The sequence below is a fragment of the Nitrospira japonica genome (genome assembly GCF_900169565.1).
Taxonomy (GTDB): Bacteria; Nitrospirota; Nitrospiria; order Nitrospirales; family Nitrospiraceae; genus Nitrospira_C; species Nitrospira_C japonica_A.
In genome coordinates this window covers 2643139-2669581 of the sequence record NZ_LT828648.1, presented here as the reverse complement: position 1 = coordinate 2669581, position 26443 = coordinate 2643139, and the positions used below count along the sequence as shown (strand labels likewise).

The following is a 26443-nucleotide window of genomic DNA, read 5'->3' as shown; positions in this document are numbered from 1 at the left end:
GGGGGCGACCGGTCGGATCGCTCCCGATCGCCCCCGACATCCTTGCCGACTCACACCACCGCGAGCCGGCTCACTGGCTCAATTGACTATCGATCCAGTTCGTTCGCGTCCTTAACCAGGTTTTCATGGCATTGACCTCACCCTCGTAGGACCCGGTCACGACCCGATTCGGCCAGACCTTCGTATTGAGAATGTCCCAAATCTGAAAATTGTTGGTCTGGACTCCACTGAGCCGGCTTGCCCGATTGTCGATATAGGTAAAGATGCCCTCCACCGCACCTGAGGCCTCCAACTGCGCCCAGCGAGCCTTGACCTTGGCCTCGAACGCGGGATCTTGAAACAGCCGTGCGAACCATGGTGCTTTACGGACATACCAACCGGCAGGATCGCCCGGGTCCCCGAAATTATTGGTGTAGTCGACATTCCCAATGGCAAGGTCGAAATCCCAGACAGGTCCGAACGTCAGCTTTCCGTCTCGCTTCTTGTAGAGGTAGACGCTGGAAAACTGCGGAGAGTCGACATTTTTCACCCATTCGTTGACCAAATAATAATTCACCGCGGAGTCTACGTCGATGTAGGCGGCATACCCCGTGGCAGGATCGGTGAAGTGGTCTGAAAAGAGTGCGTCCTCGGTTTGATTGATGTAGGCCTCAATGTACGCGCGCTGGTTCTCCCAGCCGGGCTCCAATAAATCCTCCGGGTCGCTCAAGCAGAAGACGACTCCGGTCTTCGGTGATTCATAGCAAAAATCTTCACCGCGACGCGCATCAATCTCGATCAAATAGCCGCCGGTGATCTTATCCGGAGCGGTGTCGCCCTCATCCAGTTGAGGAATGTTCACCCGTTCGTCCGCGATGCGGATGTGTTCGGTCAGTTGATAAATGCCGCGATCGGTCCCATTGACCCACAACTCGACGAAGGTACTCCTGGGTGTATATGCCAGGCCCAGCCGTCGGCTCATCTCGAACGCGACATCATTGCGGATGAGCGTCTTGTCCGAATAATTGGCGAGAAGCACCCAATGCCGGTTGGCGGGCATCCCCATCAAGGGCGCGCTGTCGGTCAGCCGAACACGATACGGCTTCTTGGGCATTTCCCACGTTGAATTTCCTCTACCTCTGATGTCCAGCGTGCTGTCGTTGATGATCTGACCCGCATCGCTTTTCATCGTATATTTGGCCGACGCATAGTCCTCTTTCGAGGAGATCTCCGCGCCATTGTCGGTCGCGACACTCAAGACGGGAAGCGCCGAGGCAGGAGCCGGCGTCGATTGTCCCTGCGTTCCGCTATTACCGGTACCGCCCGATTGATTGTCGCCCCCGCCACTGCAGCCGGCCAGAACGGCGAGTATGAATACGATATGGATATAGGGAGAAATGAATCGAGCATAGTTGAGAGACATACCGAGTAAACGTATCGAACCTCTGCAGTGCGGTGGGGTCATGACACCTCCGTTCGGAATTGTGAAGACACAACAACGTATTGACGTAGCAATAGCATTGCCCCTCATGTCAGGCAATACGCAAAAGGGCTGAGAACATCCTTTTACAGAACTAGGGAATCCACCAGTGGACAGTGCGCAGCGGAGACAGGCATATTGATCGCCCTCGCCGTTTCCTGGCGCTGCAAGCCAGCACATCCCTCAAGATCGTCCTCTCCGGCAATACTGTATGACGATGGAATCGCTATGCGAACCCGGGCAGGTTAGGATCGAAACATCGTCAGGCGCTCGGTCAATCGGAGATTCTCTTCATAATCCACGGCGCAGTCGATGACGACCGGCATTGCGCTTTGGAGTGCCTCAGTCACCACGGAATTCAACTCGGCTACGTCAGAGACTCTGTAACCTTTCGCTCCAAAACTCTCCGCGTAGCGAACGAGATCGGGATTTCCGAAATCCACCGATGCGCTACGGCCGAAGCGCACCATCTGCTTCCAGCGGATCACCCCATATCCGTTATCACGCCAGATCAGAATGACCAGCGGCAGACGAAGTCGTACGGCGGTTTCCAGTTCCTGAGAATTCATCAGAAACCCGCCGTCTCCCGTCACGGCGACGACCCGCCGATCGGGATGCAACAACTTCGCCGAAATGGCGCCGGGTACGGCGATCCCCATGGCGGCAAAGCCGTTCGAAATAATGCAGGAATTGGGAACCTCACAGGGAAACATCCTCGCCATCCAGAGCTTGTGTGCGCCGACATCGCAGATGACGAGATCGTCCGGCGCCAGTGCAGCGCGCAACTCCTTCATAACCCACTGCGGCCGTATCGGCCCGGCGGATGTGCCTTGCAACTCAGAGGCAAATCCCTCGACGATCGTCGAGCGGGCCTCGCGAGCCCAATCCGAGCCGAATGGCACGAGGTGCGGCGCAATCTGTCCCAAGGCCAAACGGATGTCGCCAAGCAATCCCACGTCCACGATGTAATGCTCGTCCACCTCCGCCGGCGACGGATCGACGTGCACGATGTGTTTGTCCCGATCCGGATTCCAAAAACAAGGCGCATACTCGACAAAATCGTAGCCGAGGGCGATGACCAGGTCAGCCCGCTCCATCACTGAAGCCGAATAATCTCTGGCTTGGAGTCCGAGCGTATAGAGCGACAGCGGATCGCTGTCCGGCATGACGCCCTTGGCCATGAAGGTGTGCAGGACCGGAATTTCCAACTGACGGGCGAACCGTCGGACTTCCTCATGCGCGCGACCGCGAATGACTCCGTTGCCCGCGAGGATCACCGGACGCCGCGCCCGCCGAATCGACTCGACGGCGCGGGCGATCTGCGAAGGCGACGGTTCCGGAGCGGCAGGCGCCTGTACGAACAGGGGCTCCGCGATTTGCTCCGCCTCTCCGATCGATTGGTCCGCCACGTCCTCCGGCAGTTCGAGGTGCGTTGCTCCCGGCTTTTCCATCTGCGCGACCTTGAACGCTTTGCGGATCGCCTCCGGAATGACTTCGCTCTTCGGGATCGACGTATTCCACTTGGTGACCGGCTTCAGCATGGAAATGACGTCGATATACTGGTGGGACTCTTTGTGCCGGCGATTGAGCGAAACCTGACCAGTAATGGCGACGAGCGGCGCCCTGTCCAGGAAAGCATCCACGATTCCGGTCATGAGATTCGTCGCGCCGGGCCCCAGCGTCGAGAGACAGACGCCTGCCTTTCCAGACAAGCGGCCGTACACGTCCGCCATGAAGGCGGCGCCTTGCTCGTGCCTGGTATGGACGACGCGGATGCCCGAATCGAGCAACGCATCGCTCAATCCCAACGTTTCCTCGCCCGGAAGCGAGAAGACGAGTCGAACCCCTTCATTCTCCAGGCAACGGACCAGTAATTCCGCAGCAGTCATCCGTTACGATGCTCCTTTGCAGCGTACATCCGGCGCATCGTCACAGCTTGAGCGGCAACTGGCCGCCTCGCTCCGGTGGCGTGCGCCTGATCAGGAACAGTCCGCCGGAATCAGGCGGCCGACCGAGCGGCGTCGACGCTCCAGATCCCCGAGCCGTGTGCTGAGATGTAGAGAAACACGAAGCAGTAGAGGGCGGCCAACTCGCCCATATTTTGAATCGGCAGCGGCGCCTGGAAGCCGTGAACCATCCAATAGGCGAAGGCCATGAGCCCGCTGCAGAGAAAGGCGGCCCAGCGGGTGAACAGTCCGATCATGACCAACGTCCCCCCGATCAGCTCGATAGGACCGGCGACGGCGATGACAAAGGACGGGACTTGTGGAGGAGGCATCGGGACGCCGAATAGTTTCTGCGTCCCATGCCACAAGAACAGAAATCCGGTGACGATGCGCATGAGGGCGTAAGTCTGCTGCGCATACGCTTGCGGGAACGGGGGCATAAGCACCTCCTTGATAGAGCAGGAGCTATCGATCACGACACGGAGGAGGCCTCAGGCTACCCAGTTGATGGGGATCTGTCAACGCGTCCTGCAGCGACCCGGATCACCGACTGCGCGTATCGCGAAACCCCTACCCCCTGCCTGGAAGACAGCGGCGGCCTGTGTTAGGGTAACTGAAGTCTTATTCTGGTTGAACGACCCTGCCAGATGGCTAACCGCGTGAAGACATCCCGAATCCTCATTTTCGTCCTGACGAGCGTCCTGCTCGCGCCGGTGATCTTTACCGGCTGCGCCACCTCGCTCCTGTACAACCATGCAGATTGGCTGATTACCCGTCAGATCGACGGCTACTTCGATCTCAACCGCTCGCAGCGCTCGTTCGTTACATCCCGATTGAACGGCATCTTGGATGGCCATCGACGGGAGGCCCTTCCACAATACGAAACGGTGCTGCATGAGGCAGCCATGAGGGTGCAGCGTGGATTGACGGAAGCCGATGTCGATTGGGCAGCTACGGAATACGATCGGCTGAGAGCCGATCTCTTCGGCCGATTCTCGACGGACGGAGCCGACTTCATCCGGCTGGTGAACGATCGGCAGATTCCTTACCTCAAGCAATCCCTTCAGACGCGCCTCTCCAAAGAAGAGGGGCTTCTCCATGATGATCGCCGCACGAGACTCACGAAACGAACAGAGCGGATCCTGTCGTTGACACGCGAGTGGCTCGGAAATCTTTCGCCAGCTCAGGAGCAGGACATCTCAAGGGCCGCCATGAATTTGCCGGATATCCTGCCGTCCTGGTATACGCATCAAATGGAGCGCAATCGGCAACTGGTCGAATTGGTGGAAGCGAGGCAACAGGGTGATACGCCCGGAAGATTGAAGGAGTGGTTGGTCAACCAGGACAAGACGGCCGATCCGGAGTTTCGTGACATGCTGCGCCAGTTCAAAGGGCGCATTGGCGAGCTGCTCCTGACCATAGACCGGCTTGCGACCCCGGAGCAGCGGCGCCACGTCATTGCCAAGCTCGACGATCTCGCCAAAACCGTGCACGGTCTCAGCCACACATAGTGCTTCCCTCGATTAACTCCAGCTCTCGATCAACATGGCAATAGAGGCTTGCGTAGGCCTGGCCCCGGCCGACTTCGCAGGCCCCTTCAGCGGGCAACCCGTTTGGCGAGAACTGCGGAGGCGGCCTCACGCACTTCCGCATCGACGTCCGCCTGCGCGACCCGCATGACAGCCGGCTCGACCGACGGCGCGTCGAATTCACCGATAGCCCGAACCGCACGGAGCCTAGTTCGGCGATCGGCATCGGACAGCAGCTGTTGGAGCACGTCGAGGGCCCGCATGTCCCTGAGGCGCCCTAACTCCTCGACCGTGTTCTCCTGCGCGGTATCGGCAAAATGCAGATCGAGATCGGGGAAGGTTTCAGCGGGAGACAGGAGTGTATCCAACTCGGTCGTGCCCCGGGAGTTGCGCTTCTGTTCAACCTGCCTGGCCAGGGCCTGTATCAACGCCTCCGTCGGGTCAAAACTGAAATCGGACCATCCCCGTATGAGATCCCCGATGAAATAGAAATACGGATTGGCTTGAAACTTTTCCACCACTTCCACGTATGGAGCGCTTACCAGTTCCGCATACGAAGGCGACTCATGAATGCGGATTGTCCATACCGGCCCTTTTGAGGGTTGGTCGAGAACCATCGTGCAATGGATCTCCGTTCCGGCGAGATCGATCGTGATCGGACGGCCCCGTTCCTCTCGATAGTCGATCCGAAGTATCAGATCGCGGGGACGCTCAGGGTCCTGCGTCACGTCGAATCCCGCTGACACCAGCTTCATTCTCAGCGTGGGCACAATACCGAACGAAACTCTCCCCCGCGATCGCCAGGTGCTTGAGGCGACATCCAGATAGACGATGAGAGGGCGGGACGCCGCGGTTAAGGATCCTTCCCCGGACGCGGGAGCATCCGCTCGCGCGGAGAAAGCCACGGAAAGTTCAACGAAGCAGATGAGGGCGAGCAGGAAGACTCGTGTCATTGGGTAACACCGTGGAACAGTTGGCGGCAAAAATGATGGTACGCGCAGAGCCTCCGGCCGTCAAGCTGGGAGCCCAGCCAAGAAGCTCCACGATACGACCCATCCCCTGTGCACAAACCATGAGCAATCCTGCAGTTCGTCGCCGACATTGAGCCGACCCCGCTTTCACTCTGACTCGCCCATCATCGACTTCATCAGACGGTCAAGAAACGGGCGTTGCCCAGGCAATACCTTCCGGCAGGCGGTCTCGAACTCGAACCATGCGGCGCGATCGACCTCGGGAAATCGGCACATCTTGCCTGACCGAGGCGGCCATTCCAGTTCGAAGGTATTGCTCACAACCGACACGGCGTCGACGTCCCCCTCCACGGCGTAAGCGGTAATCACCTTCCCTCCCGGCTGCTTCAGCTGACCCAAGGCCTCAAACGGACCTTGCAGCGCAAGGCCGGTTTCCTCGGTGAATTCCCGGCGCGCCGCGGCAAGCGGATCTTCCGCCGGATCGTACTCCCCTTTGGGAATTGACCAGGCTCCGTCGTCTTTGCGGGCCCAAAACGGCCCCCCAGGATGCGCGAGAAAAACCTGAATCCCCCCGGGACGATTTCGGTACAAGAGAATCCCGGCGCTGGTCTTGGCCGCCGTGGCCCGGCGCGTCACAATTGCCGCTCTGGATACAGCATACAGTGGATCGTGCGCTCTCTCGGTCCGTCCAATTCGACCAGCATCACCGATTGCCAGGTTCCGAGCGCGAGCTTGCCCGACGACACGGGAATGGCGAGCGACGGCCCGAGCAGCGAGGCGGCCATGTGCGACCACGCATGCGACGGGTCATGGGCGTGGCGAAAACGAATGCGGGGGATTATCTGCTCGACGATCTGGAGGAAATCTTCTTCAGTGCCCTCGCCGATCTCTCCGGTCGTCAACCCCGCGGTGGTATGGCTGACAAAGAGACAACATAGCCCCTCCTTCATCTTGGCCTGGCGGACAATCGTCTGCACTCGGTCGGTCAGATCGACGACCTCTTTTGTCGCCGTCGTGCGAACATGAAGGAGTTCTCCCATCTTCCAGACTCCCGACTCCCTTGCCTATCGATCGGCGCAGCGGTTCTTGCCGACACCGTCCGGAGCACAGGGGGACGACTCCTGTCCGGTGGATGCGCCGGACGCCGCATGCCCCGCTTGATCGGCCTGCATGGCCCGCACCGCCTCAAGGTTTTTTTGCTCATTGCTTCCCGAGTCCACATCAATCTTCTCGGCCGGAGGCCCGATCATCATCAGTCCGCAGCCGGACAACAAAATGGACAAGATCACCGGCGTATGAATGCCGACGATGCCTCCGCATCGCATCATCTCCCGCATTGTGCGCGTCTCCTTTTCCTCTACCAGTCGGCACCAAGACGATCGATGACGATCTGATGCACGGTCGCATACGGACCGAGCGATGCCAGGTAAAGGGCCGTCTCCGCTACGTCGAAAGGGTCGATCTTTTCGCTGCGCAGGATCTCCTCAGGCGACGCATCCACCAATTCGTCCGCAACCCCGCCGGGACAGATCGCGCTGACTTTGATGCCGTAGGGGCGGCCCTCATCCGCGAGAGCCTTGGTCAGGGCCATGACGCCATGTTTCGAGGCACTGTACACGCCGGTGCCAGACCAGGCTTGCAGTCCCGCGACGCTGGAGACATTGATGATGACCCCTCCGCCCTGCTGCCTCATCCGATTGAAGCCGGCCCGGCAACAGAAGAAGGTGCCCCTGAGATTGACGTTGATGATCTCGTCAAAAGCTTTCGTCGTCGTATCGGCCAGCCGTCCACCGCCCCCAATTCCCGCGTTGTTGACCAGCAGGTCGACACGGCCCCACCGCTTCACTGTTTCGGCCAACAGCGCCTCGACTTGGGACTCTTCGGACACGTCGGTTTGAATCGCACAGGCTTCCCCGCCCGAACGAACAATCGACGCCACAGTCTCCTCGCAATGCGCCAACCGTCTTGCCGCCACCACGACCCTGGCGCCTTCGCGGCCGAACCGCAGCGCAATGGCCTTGCCGATCCCGCTGCTGCTGCCCGTGACGATCGCCACCTTGCCGTCAAGCCGCGACACGGTTCATTTTACTCCCACGACCATGCCGTCCGGACCGGCCAGACGCTCGACCTTCGTCCGTTTAAATCCGACTTCCTTCATCCACGCGCGGCAGTCCGCACCGGTGAAGTCGAAACCTCCGGGAGTCTCGATCAGCATGTTCAAGCTCATCAGCAAACCGAAGGCATTCGTTTTCCGTGCGTCGTCGATCAGGGCTTCGTGCACGATCAACGCGCCGCCTTGCGGCAAGGCCTCGTAGGCCTTCCGCAACAGCATCATTTTCTCGTCCAGATTCCAGTCGTGCAGGATATGCCCCATGATCAGCACGTCGGTCCGTGGCAGCGGATCTTTGAAAAAATCTCCTGCGTGGAAGCGCAGTCTCCGATCGAGGCCCTTGCCCTTCACGTAGGCATCGAACACCGGCTGCACGACCGGTAGGTCCATCCCCGCACCGGTGAGATGCTTGTGAGCCAGGGCGATCTCTCCGGCGACGCCGCCCTGCGCGCAGCCGACGTCGACGAACGTGCGGTACCGCTTCCAGGGAAATTTGCCCGCGATGACCTTGGCGGTTCCGAGGCTGAGACCGGTCATGGCCTTGAGAAAATTCTCAAGCCGGTGCGGATCGGCATAGAGCGTTCCGAAAAAGTCTTCCCCCGTCCTCGCTTCATTCTGCGGTTGGCCGGAGCGCAGCCCTTCGGTCAAGGATCCCCAGAACCGGTACAGCCGCTCATTGGCCATTTCAAGGATGCCGCCGACATACGACGCCTTCGTCCGGTCGAGAAACATCGCCGTCTCCGCCGTGTTGGCATACCGAGTCCCCGAACGTTTGAGCAGGCCCAGCGCCACCAACGCGTCGAAAAAATCCCTGGCGCTTCGTTGGTGGAGACCCAACTTTTTCCGCAATGCCTCTCCTTCCAATGGACCTTTACGAAGCTCGGTAAAAAGTCCCAGTTCCACGGCGCTCAGCAGCGCCTTCGAGGGCAAAAACCCCATCCCGATCTCCATGATCCTCACAGGACTGACCCGTTGAGTCGCCATACCCCTCCCTTTCTTCCTCAGAAGAGACGAACCGACGTAGGAAACCTTCCGATCGCCGCTATGGATCGAAGCACCGAGGCCGGCACAGCAGCTGTGCCTCGATCGTCACGCTAATCCGTGCTGTTCACGGCCGACCCAGCCGTCATGGTGGATACTGCGCTTGAACTTTTCAAACCGCCCATCCATCGCATAGCGCGAAACTTTCACGCGCAACCCATTCATCTCGGCGGCCGTCATCGGCGTAAAACGGCGGACAATGTCCAGATTCTGCTTGAGCACCGCGGGAGAATCGATGCCGCTGACGAGCGATGCGATGGGAAGACTCAGGACGTAACGGATCGCTTCCTCGGGATTCACAATTCCCTGTTTGATGGGCTCCCCGTTCCCAGTGAGACTCTTCATTCCCAAGGGCGCAATCCCCCGTTCGTTGAGGACCGGCAATACCTCCCGTTCGAAACTGCGGTAGGTCCCGTCGAACACGTTGAGCGGTATCTGACAGGTGTCGAAGGGAAAGTCGTGCGAGAGCATCTTGAGAAGAATCCTGGGTTCCTTATGGCCGGTGAACCCCACGAATCGAACTTTCCCCTGGCGCTTGGCCTCCACGAGCGCTTCAACTTCACCGCCGGCCATGAAGTGTCGGTCGGGGTCGTCTTCATGGATCACTTCATGAATCTGCCAGAGATCCAGATAGTCGGTCTTCAGCCGTCTGAGCGACTCCTCGAGTTGCTGCATCGCTACTTTCTTGCCGCGACCGTGCGAACAAACTTTCGTCATGAGGATGACTCGTTGCCGGCGCTCAACGAGCGCTCTACCCATCAATTCTTCAGACCGCCCATTATTGTATTCCCAGGCGTTGTCGCAGAAATTGATTCCTGCGTCGATAGCTTCATGCATCAAGCGGATGGCCTCCGTATCATCCTTCAGACGGCCCCAATGCGCGCCTCCAAAGCAAATAGCCGATACCTCTAGCCCCGTCTTACCCAGCGCACGCCGGGGAAGATCTCCCGTAGCGGTCGTTGGCGAGTTCGAGGCGAACAGCGTCTCCATCCCGCTCGTGCCATTCAAGGCCAAGGCCGATCCAGCCGCGCCGAGAACCTTCAGCATCTGTCGGCGGTTGAGACCTGCTGACAGGCCTTTGGACGAATGCGATCTGAATTTCATCTCGACCTCCCGCCGTGTATCTGTGTCAAGGCTACGGGTGGCAAACGAGCCTATACCTGTACTGACCATACTCAGGCAATGGGCGCAGCCGCGCTCATGGAAGGCGGAGCAGATGTTACGTTCGAGGAAAGCGCGGCCGTCTCGAGAAAAACAGAATCTATTAGGTTTCCATCATCTCCAATCGCGCATCAAATTCATGTCCGCACTGGGTGCATCGAATACAGTCCGACTCGACGACGAATTCGTCGGCTCTGATTCCCATCCCTCCGCAGTCCGGGCAACGGGCCAGATGGACACGTCGATCGTCCACCGTTTCGTATTGACTGCCTCGATAGCAATAGATCGGTTTGCCGTCGAGCTGCCAGGCATTGCCCGCATTGTCGATCACCGGCAAGGCAAGATAATGATGTTTGACATAGTCATCGATTTCGTGCCGGCTTGCGAAGCCGTCCTTGATGAATTTGCCCGTAGAGGCTTCATAGAGGGCTTGATCCTTGATGATCGCTTTCGTCGGTCCCATGGTCCCTCCTCTCCCTTCAGAAATGTTTGGGTCAGATAGATGATGTGCACAGCACGAACCCTCAAGATTTCCTCGTTCGGGCATATAGGCTATACGCCGCGAGCTCCATTCTTGTGTTACACGACGCCAGAGTAATACCGCAGAATATTCGAAACGGAGATGACCCCGATAATCTCCCCGTCTTGCGCTACTGCCAGATGTCTTGTAGCCTGTTCTTTCATCAACCGCACTGCTTCAATCAGAGGGCGATCGCCGCGAATGGCAACGATTGGCGTCCTCGCGCATGTCTGCACCGAAGTCTTGGTTGGGTCAAGGCCATTGGCGACGACATCCCGAGCGAGAGCAGAATCCGTAATGAACCCAACGTAAGTCCGGCTGTTGGTCACCAATAAGGAACCGGTTTTCCATTTCTGCATCAATTGACCTGCTTCGCGTAGGGTTGCGGATTGAGGAATACTCCTCAATTCCGCAGACATGTGTTCCGCCACCTGCGGCCCGGTGAGGATCTGCCGTCCAGACTGTTTCTTAGGCACGGCTGCTCGTCGTGCTTCCATTTCTGATATGCAACTTTCCAGCACTCTGCCGCGCTGCATAAGACTTTGTCTTTCGCTATCCAGACCGACGCTTTCCGGAGCTTCTTCTGTCATGTTCACAAGCCCCGCGGCCTCACCCAACTGTGCATACTCATACGCGTCCACCAATGGAGAGGTTTCTCCGAGTGAATCGGCAATGAGATGAACGGTTTCCAGATCAAATTCCTCCAAGGGCCGGCTCGGCGTTCTTTTCTTCACATGTTGTGCAAGATCCGCCAATTGCTTTCGCATGCGTTCAATGCCGCGATCGATTGAAATGCGGGGTTTTCTGGACATGGTGCGGACGGCCATAGCACCTCCTCCAAGTAGGTGAGGGGACCGATATTACGCTCGCAGGAATTCTCAGGCAAGCAGTGCAATGCCTCGCCTATCTGTCAGAGAATGGTCACGGCACGTGGCATTTATGCGACGTTCGTGGACTGCCAACCGCAACGGCAGGTACAATCATGCGACACGTCAACGATGGGAAAAGAGTAAACCGCTGGAAACTTCGCACAAAAGCTCTATGCGACCCATACCAACCATTCGGGTACGGTGATTGCGTAGGTTATCGGGCAAAGGAGGCCATATGCGCGACGTCACCGTATGGGCAGCATGGTATCTCTTTCTTTTGGCAGTTCCCCTGTTCATCGTCGCCTCGCTGGTCCGTGAGCAGGTGGTCCACCGCCGATCAGGCCGGCGGACAGGCCTTTTGAAACCGTCATAGGCTTGATGAGTGTCTATCCTTGGCGCCAGGGGCGGCACTTATACCGTCCTTTCTCATAGCCTGATCGCAAAAGTCCGGGCACCCTGCTCTTACTCCATCGTGGTTCTGGACGACAACGGAGCGGCAAGCTCTTCCAGCGGGCGCCCTTCGGCCGCTACTCCCAACCACAATTCTGCCGCCGCACCCGCGAGCATCATGCCTGCTCCCAATAGGTAACCGTAATAGACACTGGTGACCGAGGATTCGATCATTTTGCCGTACATCCATGGCGCCAGTACGCCGGCCCCCTGGGCGATCATGAAGAAAAAGGCGATCGCCATGGCGCGGATCTCCATCGGAAAGATCTCACTGACCGTCAAGTAGGCAGCGCTGGCGCCCGCCGACGCAAAGAAAAAGATCAACGACCAGACCAGCATGTGCGTCGACAGCGTGAACGCTCCCTGTTCAAACCAATACCCGGTCAACGCCAGGAGCACACCGGCCACTGCATACGTCATGGTGATCATGGGTTTTCGGCCGATCGTGTCGAAAAACCGCCCGAGCAAGAGAGGCCCCAGGAAATTACCGAGCGCGAAGGGCAGCACATACCAGCCGACCCGGTTGGCCGGCACGGCATAGTGCTTTGTGAGAAGGAGCGGATAGGTGAACGAGACCGCGTTGTACATGAAGGATTGCGTCACCATCAGGGCGATCCCGAGCGTCGTGCGTTTGGGATAGGTCCCGAAGAGTTCCCGCGCCACGGTCGCCGGAGTGGCGTGAGGCCTCGGATGCACGGTGAGCGTTCCCTGAGGATCCGCCAGCGGTCCCCGCTCCTGCGCCACCTGTTTCTCGATGCCGGAGACGACCGACTCGGCTTCCGGCACCCGTCCGTGAGTCATCAGCCAACGGGGGCTTTCTGGAATCATCCGGCGGACCAGCGCCACCCCCACCCCGATCACGCCGCCGAAGAGAAAGCAGAGACGCCAGCCCAAATATTCAGGAAACAGGGCGGGATCCAGGAAAACGAGGGTCAAGAGCGCGCCTCCGGCCGATCCCAGCCACCAACTGCCATTGATCGCCAGGTCCGTATGGCCCCGGCGTGCCGCCGGAATCAGCTCGTCGATGGCCGAATTGATCGCCGCATACTCGCCCCCGATGGCGGCGCCGGTCAGAAAGCGAAACACCATGAAGCTCGGCAGGTTCCAGGACAAGGCGGTCAGCACGGTGGCGCCCAGATACAGCGTCAGCGTAATCATGAACCATTTTTTTCGCCCTTGTCGGTCCGTGAGATAGGCGAAGAGAAGCGCCCCGAGCACGGATCCGAACAGATAGGCGGAGGCCGTCAATCCGACTTGGGATTCAGTGAGGTATAACGTCGTCGCGCTCATCAACATCGGCCCGAGCGAGGCGACGATCGAGACTTCCAGCCCGTCGAGAAGCCAGGTCACGCCCAGCGCGGTGACCACCAGCCAATGCCAGCGCGACCACGGCAGACGATCCAGCCGCTGCGGAATGTTAGTGGAGAGGGGGGCTGGTTCGGCCGGCATAACCTGCTACCACCCCAGCTGCCAGCGATGTCCGTTGCGCTCCACGACCGCATCGGCCTCCTTCGGCCCCCAGGAGCCGGCGGTATAGAAATGCACGTCGTGTCGACCGGCCAGCAACGGGTCATACAGCCGCCAGGCGGTTTCCGTGAAATCCGCGCTCACGAACAGGGTCTGATCGCCGATCATCACGTCGCGGAGCAGCGTTTCATAGGCGTCCGGCAATTCGCCCCCGAACGCCCTGCCATAGTCGAATTGCAGGGACTGGGACGTGAAACTCAGCGGCCTGGCCGGCGTCTTCACCGAGAAGCACAAGGCGAATCCCTCGTTGGGCTGCAGCGTGATCAGCAGCCGGTTGGGATCCAGGCTTTCAGGCTCGAGCGAACGGAAGACCTGAAAAGGTGCGGGACGGAAGGTGACGGCCACTTGCGTGAGCTTGCGTGGCAGCCGCTTGCCAGTCCGTAGATAAAACGGCACACCCCGCCATCGCCAGTTATGGACGTCCATTTTCATCGCCACGAACGTTTCCGTCATCGAGTCCGGCGACACGCCTTGTTCCTGCCGATAACCGGGAATCACGCGGTCCGCCACGCTCCAGGCGGTGTATTGGCCGAACGCGACGTCCCGCGGATCGATCGGATCGATGGACTGGAGGACTTTCAGCTTTTCGGTTTGAATCGCGGCCGCATCGAACGAGACCGGTACCTCCATCGCCACGACGGTCATCAGCTGCGTCAGGTGATTTTGCACCATGTCGCGCAGGGCTCCGGCCTCCTGATAGTAACTCCCGCGGTGCTCGACCCCGAGGTCTTCGGCAACCGTGATCTGCACGCTTTCGACCATGTCACGATTCCACAGCGTTTCGAAGATCGGATTGGCGAATCGAAAGGCCAGCAGGTTTTGAACGGTTTCTTTCCCGAGATAGTGGTCGATCCGGTAAATTTGCGATTCGTCCAAATGGCGATGCAGCAGCGCGTTCAGAGCTCGCGCCGAAGCATAATCGTGACCGAAGGGTTTTTCGAACACGACGCGCACCCACCCGTCGCTTTTGAGCAGGCCCGTCTGATCCAACCGTTCGACGGTGAACGGTACGATCGTGGGTGGTAGCGCCAGGTAAAAGATCCGGTTCGCCGGCTTGCGGCCCGTGCCTTCCAGCCTGGTCAGCAGAACCGCCAAGGCCTCATAGTCCTCCAGCGCGCCTCCGTGCACGGTCAGATAGTGCAGATGGTCGTCGCACCATCGTCGCAGATCCGGTGAGTCGGGCGCGCCGGAGTTCCGGAGACCTTCGTAGACCCACAGGCGAAAGGCTTCCTCGCTCATCTCCGGCGTGGCGGCGCCGACGATGAGCGTATTCTGCTTGTGCAATTCTCCCAACGTACGCAGATGAAACAAGGCTGGCATCAATTTCCGGCGGGTCAGGTCTCCGGTCGCCCCGAGAATCACAAAGATATGCGGTTCGACCGACTTTTCCGCCATCATGGACCTCCCTGCATCCATCCGGGATCATACGCAACCCCGCGTTGTATGACACTACGATCCGCCTACGGCAGGCGTCAACCCTTCACCATTTATTGGAAGATGAAAGATGCCGGACAGGAAGCGAGAGGCGGAAAAGTCCGCCGAATCACGGAACTCGAGCGAGCGTAACGCCTTAGCTCTTGGATGGCCCGTGCCTTTTCTTGACCTTTTCGGAGATGAGTGTGGTGAGACGTTCCGCAATCTGCGGGTTCGCCGCTAGTTCGACGCCGAATTCCACGCCCTTGACCCACTGCACGATGGCCCGATCGATCAGCAACGGCTCACGGTCGCCGGGAAAAAACAGCTGCAGGCCGAGCGTCATGCCGGTCGACACATGCACGTCGCCTGAAATGGAGGCGCCGGTCAGCGACAGGTCCTTCAATCGGCCTTCTCCCACCACGCCTTTGCCTCGGAACTGCACCGGCACCGAGTCTTTGAACCGTTGATGCTTTCGCAATCCGAAACCCGCCACCGTTCGTCCTTTCGTTGCGAATCAGTTCCTCTTGACGACCGCGTGGATCGTGGCAACCAATTCGTCCGGTTTCACCGGCTTCTGCAGAAAGGCAGCCGCCCCGTGCTCGAGGGCCTTGCTCTCCGTCGTCTTCGCCTCCAGCGCCGTCACCACGATGACGGGGATGTCCGAGAGAAGTTTGTTGGCCTTGAGGCGCTCCAAGACTACGAACCCGTCCCCGCCGGGCAAACCCAAGTCCAGAAGGACCACCTGCGGGCGCTGCTTGCGGGCCTCGCTCATCGCATTGACCCCGTCCGCAGCCCAAACCGGACGGAACCCCTGGGAGCGCACGATCGCGCTGAGGATTTGCCACGTCTCGAGATGGTCGTCGATAATCAGAATCTTCTGTTCCACGTTCCTGCTCCTTGATTCCCGGAACTCGCGGCAGCGGACCACGGCCCTCGACGTACCCCTGCGCGCCGAAATGGTTCGGGCGCAATGAGTCGGCACGGCCGATGTCGGAGAATTACAGGACGGGAGGCGGACGAGAGGCGAGATCGAAAAACACGATGTCATGCACGAGACCGCGCGTGACCCAGGGCGGAGCGTGGTGTCCTATTCGAGACCCGGCGAGGACAATACGACTAGCGGCCTGATGATCCGAAACGGTCGAACCGATGGCGTCTTCCAACGGATCGGCTTCCTCGCCGTCCACCACCACCGGCTGGGCCCAGGATATCGAGGCACTCTCACTGGAGAAGGTGAGACCGAGGACAAAGGAGAGCAAGCCCAACGCCAGTACACCGGAACTGAGCCAGGTCAACATCCTATGCTGAGGAAACAGTCTCCGGCCAGACATGGAGCTATTCTAAAAATACGTGCAATAAAAGGCAAGGACTTCACGGGAGGACTGCCCGAGGCAGCTCACTCCCGAAACAACCGAACCGACACCTTGCGCCCTTTGATTCGGGTTCGGTTCAACGCCTCCACCACGTCCCGCACGATCGATTCGGGCACGTCCACGATTGAAAAGCGGTCCTCGATCTCGATCGCGCCGATGACCTTGGCATTCACCTTCGCTTCATTGGCGATCGCGCCGACCAAGTCTCCCGGTCTGATCCCAACCTCACGGCCGGCTCCAATGTATACCCGGGACAGACCCGGCTGTCGGACCGGATGACCGGCTCTCGGACCTCGGCGAGGCTCGGCTCCGTGTTGCGGCTCGTGATGCCCTCGACCGCCGGGACGCCCTTCCCGATCTCGCATTCTCGCATTCGGAAGCACCGGAGCGGGAATGTCCTGTTCCGGCCGCTCGCCACCCTGCGCCCTGAACACCAATCGCAAGGCGGCGGCCGCGACTTTCGCCGGATCGCTTGCCGCAGCCAGGTCCTCGACGACGGTATGGAACTGGTCCAAATCTCCCGCCTTCAGAACTTCGAGGACGGCGGTCTTGGCCCGTTCCATTCGTTTCGCGCGGAGCGCGGCGGCGGTCGGAATCGGCAGGACGACGACCTGACCTTTCGTATGCTGCTCGATGCTCCGCAAGAGCCGTTGCTCGCGAGGATCCAGGATCGTGATGGCCGCGCCTTCACGTCCGGCGCGACCGGTCCGGCCAATGCGGTGGACGTACACTTCCGCGGACGACGGCAGATCGACGTTGACGACGTGAGAGACGTGCGGGATATCCAAACCGCGCGCAGCGACATCGGTCGCGACCAGCAGCTCCGTTTGACCAGCCCGGAACGCCTGCATCACCCGGTCGCGTTGGACCTGACTCATTCCGCCGTGAATCGCCTCCGCCCGATAGCCACGTGCGTTCAACATCGACGTGACTTCGTCGACTTCGAGCCTGGTGCGGCAGAACACCAGGGCTGAGGTCGGCCCCGTGACATCCAGCACCCGCGCAAGCGCCGCATTCCGGTGCGGCCTGGCCACGACATAGGCCGTCTGTTGAACGCGGGGAGCGCTCCCCGGCTTGACCGGCTCTTTGGCGATCGCAATTTCGACGGGATTCCGAAGATGCCGGTGTGCGATCGCCTTGATACGTGGAGGCATGGTCGCCGAAAATAGCGCCGTCTGCTTGGTCTCAGGAAGATGTCCGAAGATGGCCTCAAGGTCGTCGGCAAAACCCATGTCGAGCATCTCGTCCGCTTCGTCCAGGACCACGACCCGCACATTCGCCAATAATTGCGGCTGCCGGCGAAGGTGATCGAGCATCCGTCCCGGAGTGGCCACCACGACATCGACGCCGCGCCTGAGCGCGTGAAGCTGTGCCCCGATGGCCTGCCCTCCGTACACCGGCAAGACCGTCGTGCGCAGCTCGCGACCGTAACGCTGCACGGCCTGGCCGACCTGAATGGCCAATTCCCGTGTCGGCACGAGCACCAGCGCGGCAGGGCGAGGCCCGCCGCCGTGGGCGATTCGTTGCAAGACCGGCAGCGTGAACGCAGCCGTCTTACCCGTTCCGGTCGCAGCCTGTCCGAGGAGATCACGTCCCGCGAGCAATGGAGGAATCGCCTCGCGCTGAATGGGCGTGGGCTCTTCGTACCCCAAGGTTTCGAGGGAGGCTAGCAGGGAGGCTTCGAGGCCGAGCGCGGCGAAGCCCGGTGAAAACCCCGTGGCCGTATGGGCTGCGGGAGGATGGGTTTGGTCAATCTTCATGAAATCCGATCAAGCCTTTCTGGTTCATACCTTGGACATGGCACTCATGCCATTTGTTATCTTCGCGTCATCCGTCCGCGCAGGCCTCCCCGGCGACAAACCATCGTCACCCGGCCATCCCGGTCGGCCAGAGCGACTCCAGCTCGGGAAACTTCGCGCGATAGTCGGCATGACTCGCCCGAATGACTTTAAGCGCTTCATCCCGGTCATAGACGCTGGTGATTTCCACCTTATGCTGCACAGACCCGGGGGCTTGCTTGTAGGTGAGAAAATAGTGCTGCAGACGATCGATCAATGCCACCGGCACATCCCCGATATCCTTGAAGCTCCCGTAGGCGGCGTCCTCCTTCATGACGGCGATGATTTTGTCATCGGCCTCTCCGCCGTCCGCAAGGCTGAATCCTCCGATGGGAATCGCCGTCAACAGAATGTCGCTATGGGGGATCGTCTTCTCCGTCAGCACGCAAATATCGAGCGGGTCCCGGTCTCCGACCATGCCTTTCCTCCGCGCCCGCTTCGAGAAGAGGCCGGCGACCTTGTCGCTGCAGTAGGTTTGGGGAACGAGCCCGTAATAGACGGGACAGAAGTTGGAGAACCGCTGCGGACGGTCGACTTTCAGGAATCCGCTGTCCTTATCCACCTCATACTTCACCGTGTCCGTCGGCACGATTTCAATATAGGCGGTCACGACCTCCGGCGCCCGCTCCCCGATAGAAACCCCGTGCCAGGGATGCGCCTTGAACATCAGACTCATCAGCCGTTGTATCGGATCTCCTCCCACACGCTTCATCTCTCATGCCTCCTGTCCATTGCTTCTCTCGTTCCTTTCATGGTCACGTGAAGACCATCGTTATGGCCCGTAACAGATCCCGCACCGCTCATTATTCTTCCGGCTCCTCGATCGGCCCCGCCCATTCACGTGTACACACACGTTCCTTTCCTTCTCTTCTCTCAGACCGACTCGTGCTCTTCATTGCGGGTGGCATCGATTCAGCCCATGCACCCGCAGCGGAAGGGCCCCGCTGGGGGATGGGTGGAGCGAGGATGCATGGGCTGGATCGATGACAGGACCCGCATCGTACTATTCTTCCGGCTCCTCAATCGGGCCCGCCCACTCGCCTTTGGCCAGCGTCACTTCCTGATATCCTCCGTCCGGCCATTGGAATTGTCCCACGTCGTCCACGAGCACGATGAACGGATCGGCTTCATGAATCTGCCCTCGGAACCAGTACCAGCCGGCTTTCGTCGGCTTCACCTCGCTCCAGTGATATTGCGTCATGCCTCTCCTGTATAGTCTCCGCTTCTGATACATTCCCGCCCGTACGAGGGCTGACCCTATCATGACTCGACTCCCAATAGAAGACGTCCTGCCTGCGCTGCGCGATACCCTCGCGTCCGGCGTCAACGCGCTGTTGACTGCCTCCCCCGGGGCCGGGAAAACGACGGGGGTCCCGCCGTCCCTGCTCGCGGCGCCGTGGTTGACCGGCAAAAAGCTGCTGCTGATGGAGCCCCGCCGGCTCGCCGCCCGTGCCGCAGCCCATCGCATGGCCCTATCGCTGGGACAAGCGGTCGGCCATACCATCGGCTATCGCACACGCCTCGACACCAAGGTCGGTCCAATGACCCGTATCGAAGTCGTCACGGAAGGCATCGTATCCAGGCTGCTCTTACAGGACCCGTCGCTCGCCGACTACGGAATCGTCATTTTCGACGAGTTTCATGAACGGAGCCTGCAGGCCGATGCCGGCCTGGCCCTCTGTCTGGAAGCGCAGCGGCTCTTCCGTCCCGATCTCAGACTGTTAGTCATGTCGGCCACGCTGGAATGCGGACCGATCAGCGAGTTGCTCGGCAACGCACCGGTTTTGGTCTGTGAAAGCCGGCTCTTTCCGGTGGACACCCGCTATCTTGATCTGCCGCTCACCGGCCGGCTCGAGACCACCGTCGTCCAGACGATCCGCCGCTCACTCTCACAGGACCGAGGCAGCCTCCTTGTCTTCCTTCCCGGCATGGCCGAGATTCGACGGGTCGAGCGTTTGTTGCAGGACTCGCATCTCGATGCGAGCATCCGCATCACTCCACTGCACGGCGATTTGCCGCAGGCGGCACAGGATGAAGCCATCGCTCCGTCGGAGCCGGGCACGAGGAAAGTCGTACTCGCCACCTCCATCGCGGAGACCAGCCTGACGATCGACGGCGTGCGCGTGGTGATCGACGCCGGTTTGTCTCGTGTCCCCCGCTTCGATCCGCGCACGGGGTTGACCGGACTCGATACGGTGCGGGTGACACAGGACTCGGCGGATCAACGCCGGGGCCGGGCAGGCAGGCTCGAGCCGGGCGTCTGCTATCGCCTCTGGTCCGAAAGGGAACAAGGAACGCTGGCCGCGCGAAGGCCGCCGGAGGTCCTTGACGCGGACCTCGCGCCGTTGATTCTGGAATTGGCCGAATGGGGTGTGAACGATGCATCCGAGTTGCGCTGGCTGACGGACCCGCCTCGGGCAGCCGTCGCTCAAGCCAGGGACCTTCTAATGCGCCTGGAAGCTCTGAATACGGCAGGGTCCATCACCACCCACGGCCGGAACATGGCCGGACTGGCGATGCATCCACGCCTCGCTCACATGCTGATCAAGGCCGATCCGCTTGGGCTGAGCGATTTGGCCTGCGACATCGCCGCCTTGCTGGGTGAGCGCGACATCGTGCGGGCACCGGCCGGCAGACGCCAAGCGGACCTGCGACTCCGACTCGATATCCTGTGGGGTCATGACAGATCGATCGGTGAAACGACGGTCGATCAGGCCGCGTGCCGACGGGTCAGACATACGGCCGACCTCTACCGGCGCCGCTATCCCAAGACCACGATGAGACCTCACGGCACCCCTCGTGACCCTGGCTCCGCCGGCCTGTTGCTCGCGCTCGCCTATCCGGACCGGATCGCCCAACGGCAACCGCACGAAGGCGAAGCGCGCTATCTGCTTGCCAACGGCCGCGGCGCATTGTTCCCGAATCCCGATCCGCTGGCCTCCGACCTTTATCTCGTGGTCGCCGGACTCGACGCCGGCACGCAGTGGGCAAGAATTGATCTGGCCGCTCCCGTGACGCAGAGCGGCATCGAAATGCTCTTCGCCGGCCGGATCGAAGAGATGGAAGACGTGGATTGGGATGAACGGACCGGAAGCGTCCGCGCCGTCAGGCGGCGCAGGTTCGGGGCGTTGGCGCTCTCGGAACACGCTTTATCGAATCCCAACCCGTCCCTGATCGCCCGCGCGCTGTCTGTGGGCCTTCGCCGGGCCGGGCTGTCGACGCTGGCGTGGACGCCGGAGTTGCGGCAGTGGCAGGCTCGAGTTCGGTTTCTCAAGGCGGTGGACGGCCCGGATTCTCACTGGCCGAATCTTTCAGACGACGCCTTGCTCAAGACCATGGACGAATGGCTCGAACCGTTTCTGGCGGGAATCACGACATTGGAGCGGGTCAAGCGGATGGATCTCGCTCCGGTGTTGCAGGCCAGACTCAGCCGGGATCAACAACAGCAATTAGACCGGCGCGCCCCCACGCACCTGATGGTTCCCAGCGGATCGAGGCTGCGTGTTGACTATGACCAGCCCGAGGGACCGGTGCTGGCGGTACGGCTGCAAGAAATGTTCGGCTGCACCGATACGCCGAAAGTCGCGGATGGGAAAATTCCCGTTCTGTTGCATCTGCTTTCGCCGGCCAAGCGACCGGTCCAGGTCACAAAAGACCTCGCCGGATTCTGGGCCAACACCTATCGGGACGTGCGCAAGGACCTGCGTGGCCGCTACCCAAAGCACCACTGGCCTGACAATCCGCTCATTGCCGCTCCGACCGCCAAAGCGAAGCCCCGAGGCCAATGAGGCGCGACCGGAGCCGCACCCGCTTGCCACCGCCAACACTTTGGTAGGGCTAGACCCCGATCTTGCTTCCGTCATATGGTGCGATCATGCGTACCTTCCTGACAACGACCGCGTTCATCATGTGTTGTTCCGGCCCATCGATGGCCCAAATCCAGGAACCCTTGCCGTCACCGACCTTCACCATTCCTTTCGACGAGATCGACGAGGCCGAACTCCAAGCAGAAGTCTCCGGCCAGGTCACAGCCTTTCTCCAAACCGTTCACGCTCATCTGGGAAAAGATCGGGCAGCGCTGCGAACCTCCGTGGTCGGGGACGTCCGCGAGGACGACCAGAGCAAGCTCATCTATCTACGCAACATCGGCGACCACGGCGTCTTGGAAGGCTACGAATTCAGTCGGGACACGTTGGCGCACGGCCAATACGTACTCCTGCAGCGCCCGCTCAACGGCCTCAACGAATTCATCGGTTACTACCTGGCGCTGAAACGAACGCTGACGGACACCTATGGAGCGCCGACGGATGATCACGTCGTGTGGGACAACGACCTGTACCAGCCGCTGCCCGATTATTGGGGCGTCGCAGTGATGATCGGCCATCTCCGCTACCATGCAACCTGGAATACCCCCGACGGGACCGTGACTCTCGAACTCACGGGCGCCCGGCACAGCCGCCTCTCCGTGGATTACCGCATTCGCGATGCGGGCGCGCTCACCTGACTCATTGAAGAGTCCGACGTCCCCGCAGTCTTCTCCTGTGTGCCACCTCTTGACCCGGCTCATGCAGTTGGGCATCTTGATCAGATCACGATTGGTCAAAGGGGGATTCATGGCCGTCGAATCAATCATGCTGCCGCTGGGAACGCCTGCTCCCGACTTCCGGCTCCAGGACGTCGCCTCCGGACGGTGGTGGACACTGGAATCGTTTGAGGGAAAGGATGCGCTATTGATCATGTTCATCTGCCGCCATTGTCCCTACGTCCAACATGTGGAAAGAGAGTTGGCGCGTATCGGCCACGACTACCGGGACCGCAGTCTCGGCATCCTCGCTGTCAGCAGCAACGATTCCAATCGATATCCGGACGACGCTCCCCCGCGTCTCAGGGAAATGGCCGATCGGTTGGGGTTCACGTTTCCCTTCTGTTTCGACGAGACTCAGGACACGGCCAAAGCGTACAAAGCCGTCTGCACCCCGGATTTTTGTCTGTTCGATCGCGACCGCAGACTGAGCTATCGAGGACAGCTTGACGATAGCCGGCCTGGTAACGGCAGGCAGGTGGACGGAGGGGATCTTCGCGCGGCAATCGAAGCAGTCTTGTCGGGACGACCGGTTGCGGGCTCTCAAAAGCCCAGCATCGGTTGCAGCATCAAGTGGAAACCGGGCAATGAGCCGACGGGCTATGCGTGACGAGCCGCGCATCCGCCTGATCCTCTACGAAGTACGAATATGGCGGCGGGTCGCTTTTTGCCACTGGTCTGCGGAACAGCGCTTCTCTGCTGTGCAGCCTGCGATGGTCCGTCGGAGACCGTTTCGGTGACCACGGAAGATTACCGGTTTGTGCCGAACGTCCTGCGGGTGAAAGCCGGATCGCCTTTTATACTCGCGCTCTATAATGCCGGTCGGGAGGACCACGAATTCGTCAGTCCGGTCCTGGCATACGGCACCGAAAAATCCGGAGAGACGATGACGCTCGACACGGCTGCGCCGGGCCTTCTCAAGCCGGGACGTTCGCTCCGTTTCCAGGTTTCGGCGCCGCCGGGGACATATCTCTATTCCTGCCGGCGCAAAGGCCATGCGAACATGACGGGAACCTTGATCATCGAATAGTGGGAGAAACGGGCTTCAGACGCTCCGCAGTCGCGGATCCCGGGGTGGATCGGAAACCCTGGACGCCTGGGCCTGCTGCCGTTCGCGAACTTCTTGGAGGCCCGCCTGTATCATGGCCAGATTTACGACCCACGATACAAATCCCAACACCAGTTGTTTGAAATAGAACGGCAGAGCGAGCGGAGAATTCCAGAGCATATGCAGTCCCACCGCCAGCCCGAAAATACGGAGGAAGCGGGGATCGCGGAGCATCTCAATACTGAACGACCGATCGCCTCGCACACGCCACAAGGCCGCGCCGACCATGGCCGTCCACAGGATATGCCCCCCTACCATGCTCAACACACCCCGCAATGTGATGTTGTCGAGCATCGCGTCAGGTCCACTTTGCATGCCCAGCCGGAGCGCATAGCCCGCCGACTCGAAAGCAGAAAATCCGGCACCGATCGCCGCGCCGAACAGCAGCCCGTTCAAGGTATAGCGGTACTTCAACTTGTTGACGACGAGAAATAGCGCGGCGGCTTTTCCAGTCTCTTCGATCAATCCCGCGTCCATCGCGCCCAGCCACGAATCGAGATGGGCCCATCTGAACAGGAACAGAGAAAGGATCAGCGACGTGATTCCGCCGAACAAAAACAACTTCACCACCTGATACAGCGACACATTGCGCAGCACGTTCATCTCGTAGAAGAAAATCAGAAGCGAGACGGGAATCAGGAACGTGCCGGTCATGATCAGGCCCGGCACCAGATTCGCATTCTGAAACTCGTGATAGGCGAAGACGAATCCCAGATAGGCAACCGCCGACAGGGTAAAGGTCTTGAAGAACACCCAGGGTTTCGGCCATGCCGTGTTCACCGCCTCCAGCGCAGGCGTCGTCGAGGGCGTGCCGACCGTGAAATACTCCTCGATCTCGTCATCGGTCCGGGAGCGCAACACTTCGGAAAACATGTCCCGCGCATCGAACCCCTGGAGTTTTTCCACGCCGGCCACTGAACTGATCCGATCGCTCAGGTCTCCGATCCATCGTGACGTGCCCGGTGAATCCTGGACCATCAACTGCCAGAGCGAACGACCGATGCGAAGTTGCTGTTTCGGAATGACCACCGTGTCGGTAACGCGGTGCCCATCGAGAAACAGAGCGCCTTCCACCGAGCAGCAGGCCACCCGCCCTTCCTTCAGCAGGAGCGTGACATGTCGTTCCGCGACCTCCGGATCGTCGCTCAATACGTCGCAGAGGCTGGAGCGGCCGATCACCACTTCGCCGTCCCGTAACGAGACGCGTTTGCCGAGATCGGGACCGGAAATACAAATGAACAGGACTTCCGATGGAGAAACGGTGGGCTGGGACATGGACCAACCTTGCTTACGTTGTAAGACGCCGGTCGGGGCGGAGGAAGCATACACGACCTTCCCCTCTTGCTTCAATGATTGCCGCACGGACCGCGTCACTCCCCGAAAATCCTCCCATAGGATTCCTCCAGTCCCGATGTTAGGATGCCGCAGAAACAATGCGTTCAAAGAATGCGCCGGTCAACAAAAGGGACTCTTGGACGAAGTTTCGGTTCTGCGGTGTGATGCTCCTGTTGTGCCTCGTCTTCTTGGCGGGATGCGCCGTCGCGGGCCCGATCGCCCCACCGGCCCGCTGGGATCGTTACCCGCCACCTATGCAGGCGATCTCCCCTGCGCCGACTGTGCCAGTCTACGGTACAAACTCACCCTGTTTCCGGATCAAGTCTATTTCCTCTCGAGAACTTACTTGGGAAAAGACGCGAGTCCGGTCGTGTATGACATCGGCAACTGGACACTATCGGACAATCGGAAGGTTCTCACCCTGACGGGAGAACGGGAACAGATCTTCAGATTCACCGTGTCAGGCGAGGAGGAGTTGCATCTGCGCGGCCTGGACGGGCGAGACATCGAATCCCAACTTCACTACACGCTCATCAGGTCACCGCGCGTGGAACCGATCGAGCCGCGGACGGTCATGCGCGGGATGTACCGTTACATGGCCGACGCGGGCACTTTTAAAGAATGCCTGACCGGCCGCCGGTGGCCGGTGTCGCAGGAAAGGAACAATGCCGACCTGGAACGCGCCTATTCCAACGAGCGGCGGCAACCGAACGAGGAACTGCTGGTCGTGCTGGAGGGTTCGGTCGTCATGCGTCCCGCCATGGAGGAAACCGCCGCCGGCGAGACGCTCGTGGTGGAGCGAATCATCGAATTGAGGCCCAGGGAAACGTGCGGAGCGCGCTTCGCGACCGATCCGCTCGAGAATACCTATTGGAAGCTCACCCGGCTGGGTACCGTCCCGGTGGTCGTCACCGAGCATCAGCGGGAACCAAGTCTCGTCCTGCACGCCGACAATCACCGCGTGGCAGGATCAGGCGGCTGCAATCGCCTCATGGGAAGTTATGTGGTTGAAGGCCGGACGCTTCACTTCAATCACATGGCCTCGACGAAGATGGCTTGCCCGGAAGGCATGCAACAGGAACAGGCATTCCTCGACGCCCTCAACAACACGGCCACCTGGAAGATCGCCGGAGAGCATCTCGAGCTGTACGATGATCAGGGAACGACGCTGGCGCGGTTCGAAGCCACTCACTTGCGATGAACGCCTC

The 26443-nt window shown here is 60.0% G+C and carries 28 protein-coding genes; 7 read left to right on the top strand and 21 right to left on the bottom strand.

Going from position 1 to position 26443, the window contains the following annotated elements; all coding sequences use genetic code 11:
- Positions 1-70: 70 nt before the first annotated feature.
- The 3 genes from NSJP_RS12835 to NSJP_RS12825 all read right to left on the bottom strand — a co-directional run bounded on the left by NSJP_RS12835 (position 71) and on the right by NSJP_RS12825 (position 3845).
- Entirely contained in the window at positions 71-1402 is a 1332-nt protein-coding gene (locus NSJP_RS12835; protein ID WP_172834330.1) for a CotH kinase family protein, read from the bottom strand.
- A gap of 302 nt (positions 1403-1704) precedes the next feature.
- A complete protein-coding gene (locus NSJP_RS12830; protein WP_080887275.1) occupies positions 1705-3348 on the bottom strand; it encodes an acetolactate synthase large subunit in 1644 nt (547 codons plus the stop codon).
- Between the two features lie 110 nt (positions 3349-3458).
- Entirely contained in the window at positions 3459-3845 is a 387-nt protein-coding gene (locus tag NSJP_RS12825) for a DoxX family protein (RefSeq protein WP_080887274.1), read from the bottom strand.
- A 219-nt stretch (positions 3846-4064) separates the two neighbouring features.
- Here NSJP_RS12825 and NSJP_RS12820 point away from each other — a divergent pair, with 219 nt between their 5' ends.
- A complete protein-coding gene (locus NSJP_RS12820) occupies positions 4065-4916 on the top strand; it encodes a DUF6279 family lipoprotein (protein ID WP_231989380.1) in 852 nt (283 codons plus the stop codon).
- Positions 4917-5002: 86 nt separating this feature from the next.
- On the opposite strand, the gene NSJP_RS12815 is transcribed toward NSJP_RS12820, so the two are convergent.
- The 9 genes from NSJP_RS12815 to NSJP_RS12775 form a co-directional block, all read right to left on the bottom strand.
- The gene (locus NSJP_RS12815; RefSeq protein WP_080887272.1) at positions 5003-5887 is read right to left on the bottom strand and encodes a HEAT repeat domain-containing protein; all 885 of its coding nucleotides are present in this window, start codon (positions 5885-5887) and stop codon (positions 5003-5005) included.
- Positions 5888-6052: 165 nt separating this feature from the next.
- Positions 6053-6541, bottom strand: a complete 489-nt coding sequence (locus NSJP_RS12810; protein ID WP_080887271.1) for an NUDIX domain-containing protein — start codon at positions 6539-6541, stop codon at positions 6053-6055.
- Positions 6538-6945, bottom strand: a complete 408-nt coding sequence (locus NSJP_RS12805; protein WP_080887270.1) for a secondary thiamine-phosphate synthase enzyme YjbQ — start codon at positions 6943-6945, stop codon at positions 6538-6540. The genes NSJP_RS12810 and NSJP_RS12805 overlap by 4 nt, the downstream gene beginning before the upstream one ends.
- Before the next feature lie 24 nt (positions 6946-6969).
- Positions 6970-7242: a hypothetical protein gene (locus NSJP_RS12800; RefSeq protein WP_080887269.1), complete on the bottom strand. Its 273-nt coding sequence runs from the start codon at positions 7240-7242 to the stop codon at positions 6970-6972.
- 20 nt (positions 7243-7262) lie between these two features.
- Positions 7263-7982, bottom strand: coding sequence for an SDR family NAD(P)-dependent oxidoreductase (locus NSJP_RS12795; RefSeq protein ID WP_080887268.1), 720 nt, complete (start codon positions 7980-7982; stop codon positions 7263-7265).
- Positions 7983-7985: 3 nt separating this feature from the next.
- Complete coding sequence (locus NSJP_RS12790) at positions 7986-8999, bottom strand: methyltransferase (protein WP_080887267.1); 1014 nt, start codon at positions 8997-8999, stop codon at positions 7986-7988.
- Between the two features lie 105 nt (positions 9000-9104).
- Positions 9105-10160 carry an aldo/keto reductase gene (locus NSJP_RS12785; RefSeq protein ID WP_080887266.1) on the bottom strand — a complete coding sequence of 352 codons (1056 nt, stop codon included), beginning with the start codon at positions 10158-10160 and terminating at the stop codon, positions 9105-9107.
- Positions 10161-10320: 160 nt separating this feature from the next.
- Positions 10321-10680 carry a hypothetical protein gene (locus NSJP_RS12780; RefSeq protein ID WP_080887265.1) on the bottom strand — a complete coding sequence of 120 codons (360 nt, stop codon included), beginning with the start codon at positions 10678-10680 and terminating at the stop codon, positions 10321-10323.
- A 116-nt stretch (positions 10681-10796) separates the two neighbouring features.
- Positions 10797-11564 carry a CBS domain-containing protein gene (locus tag NSJP_RS12775; protein WP_080887264.1) on the bottom strand — a complete coding sequence of 256 codons (768 nt, stop codon included), beginning with the start codon at positions 11562-11564 and terminating at the stop codon, positions 10797-10799.
- Positions 11565-11841: 277 nt separating this feature from the next.
- On the opposite strand from NSJP_RS12775, the gene NSJP_RS19315 reads away from it, so the two are divergent.
- Positions 11842-11979, top strand: coding sequence for a hypothetical protein (locus tag NSJP_RS19315; protein WP_155970171.1), 138 nt, complete (start codon positions 11842-11844; stop codon positions 11977-11979).
- An 89-nt stretch (positions 11980-12068) separates the two neighbouring features.
- Here NSJP_RS19315 and NSJP_RS12770 read toward each other — a convergent pair whose 3' ends face one another.
- The 8 genes from NSJP_RS12770 to NSJP_RS12735 form a co-directional block, all read right to left on the bottom strand.
- The gene (locus NSJP_RS12770) at positions 12069-13505 is read right to left on the bottom strand and encodes an MFS transporter (RefSeq protein WP_080887263.1); all 1437 of its coding nucleotides are present in this window, start codon (positions 13503-13505) and stop codon (positions 12069-12071) included.
- Positions 13506-13511: 6 nt separating this feature from the next.
- On the bottom strand, positions 13512-14981 hold the full coding sequence (zwf, locus tag NSJP_RS12765) for a glucose-6-phosphate dehydrogenase (protein WP_172834329.1): 1470 nt from the start codon (positions 14979-14981) through the stop codon (positions 13512-13514).
- Between the two features lie 172 nt (positions 14982-15153).
- Positions 15154-15492: a PilZ domain-containing protein gene (locus NSJP_RS12760; protein ID WP_080887261.1), complete on the bottom strand. Its 339-nt coding sequence runs from the start codon at positions 15490-15492 to the stop codon at positions 15154-15156.
- 21 nt (positions 15493-15513) lie between these two features.
- On the bottom strand, positions 15514-15885 hold the full coding sequence (locus tag NSJP_RS12755; RefSeq protein WP_172834328.1) for a response regulator transcription factor: 372 nt from the start codon (positions 15883-15885) through the stop codon (positions 15514-15516).
- A 112-nt stretch (positions 15886-15997) separates the two neighbouring features.
- Positions 15998-16330 (bottom strand): hypothetical protein, encoded by a 333-nt coding sequence (locus NSJP_RS12750; RefSeq protein ID WP_155970169.1) that lies wholly within the window; start codon positions 16328-16330, stop codon positions 15998-16000.
- Positions 16331-16395: 65 nt separating this feature from the next.
- Entirely contained in the window at positions 16396-18132 is a 1737-nt protein-coding gene (locus NSJP_RS12745; protein WP_080887258.1) for a DEAD/DEAH box helicase, read from the bottom strand.
- 106 nt (positions 18133-18238) lie between these two features.
- Positions 18239-18922, bottom strand: coding sequence for an inorganic pyrophosphatase (locus tag NSJP_RS12740; RefSeq protein WP_080887257.1), 684 nt, complete (start codon positions 18920-18922; stop codon positions 18239-18241).
- 291 nt (positions 18923-19213) lie between these two features.
- Positions 19214-19411 (bottom strand): hypothetical protein, encoded by a 198-nt coding sequence (locus NSJP_RS12735; RefSeq protein WP_080887256.1) that lies wholly within the window; start codon positions 19409-19411, stop codon positions 19214-19216.
- 61 nt (positions 19412-19472) lie between these two features.
- On the opposite strand from NSJP_RS12735, the gene hrpB reads away from it, so the two are divergent.
- The 4 genes from hrpB to NSJP_RS12715 all read left to right on the top strand — a co-directional run bounded on the left by hrpB (position 19473) and on the right by NSJP_RS12715 (position 23822).
- Positions 19473-21998 carry an ATP-dependent helicase HrpB gene (gene hrpB / locus NSJP_RS12730; RefSeq protein WP_080887255.1) on the top strand — a complete coding sequence of 842 codons (2526 nt, stop codon included), beginning with the start codon at positions 19473-19475 and terminating at the stop codon, positions 21996-21998.
- An 86-nt stretch (positions 21999-22084) separates the two neighbouring features.
- Complete coding sequence (locus tag NSJP_RS12725) at positions 22085-22714, top strand: hypothetical protein (RefSeq protein ID WP_155970167.1); 630 nt, start codon at positions 22085-22087, stop codon at positions 22712-22714.
- A gap of 109 nt (positions 22715-22823) precedes the next feature.
- The gene (locus NSJP_RS12720; RefSeq protein WP_080888591.1) at positions 22824-23402 is read left to right on the top strand and encodes a thioredoxin family protein; all 579 of its coding nucleotides are present in this window, start codon (positions 22824-22826) and stop codon (positions 23400-23402) included.
- A 39-nt stretch (positions 23403-23441) separates the two neighbouring features.
- A complete protein-coding gene (locus NSJP_RS12715) occupies positions 23442-23822 on the top strand; it encodes a cupredoxin domain-containing protein (RefSeq protein WP_080887253.1) in 381 nt (126 codons plus the stop codon).
- 15 nt (positions 23823-23837) lie between these two features.
- Here NSJP_RS12715 and NSJP_RS12710 read toward each other — a convergent pair whose 3' ends face one another.
- Positions 23838-25175 (bottom strand): PrsW family glutamic-type intramembrane protease, encoded by a 1338-nt coding sequence (locus NSJP_RS12710; RefSeq protein ID WP_197685414.1) that lies wholly within the window; start codon positions 25173-25175, stop codon positions 23838-23840.
- Between the two features lie 235 nt (positions 25176-25410).
- Between NSJP_RS12710 and NSJP_RS19310 the strand changes: the two genes are divergently transcribed.
- Positions 25411-26436 (top strand): META domain-containing protein, encoded by a 1026-nt coding sequence (locus NSJP_RS19310; protein WP_172834326.1) that lies wholly within the window; start codon positions 25411-25413, stop codon positions 26434-26436.
- Positions 26437-26443: the final 7 nt, after the last annotated feature.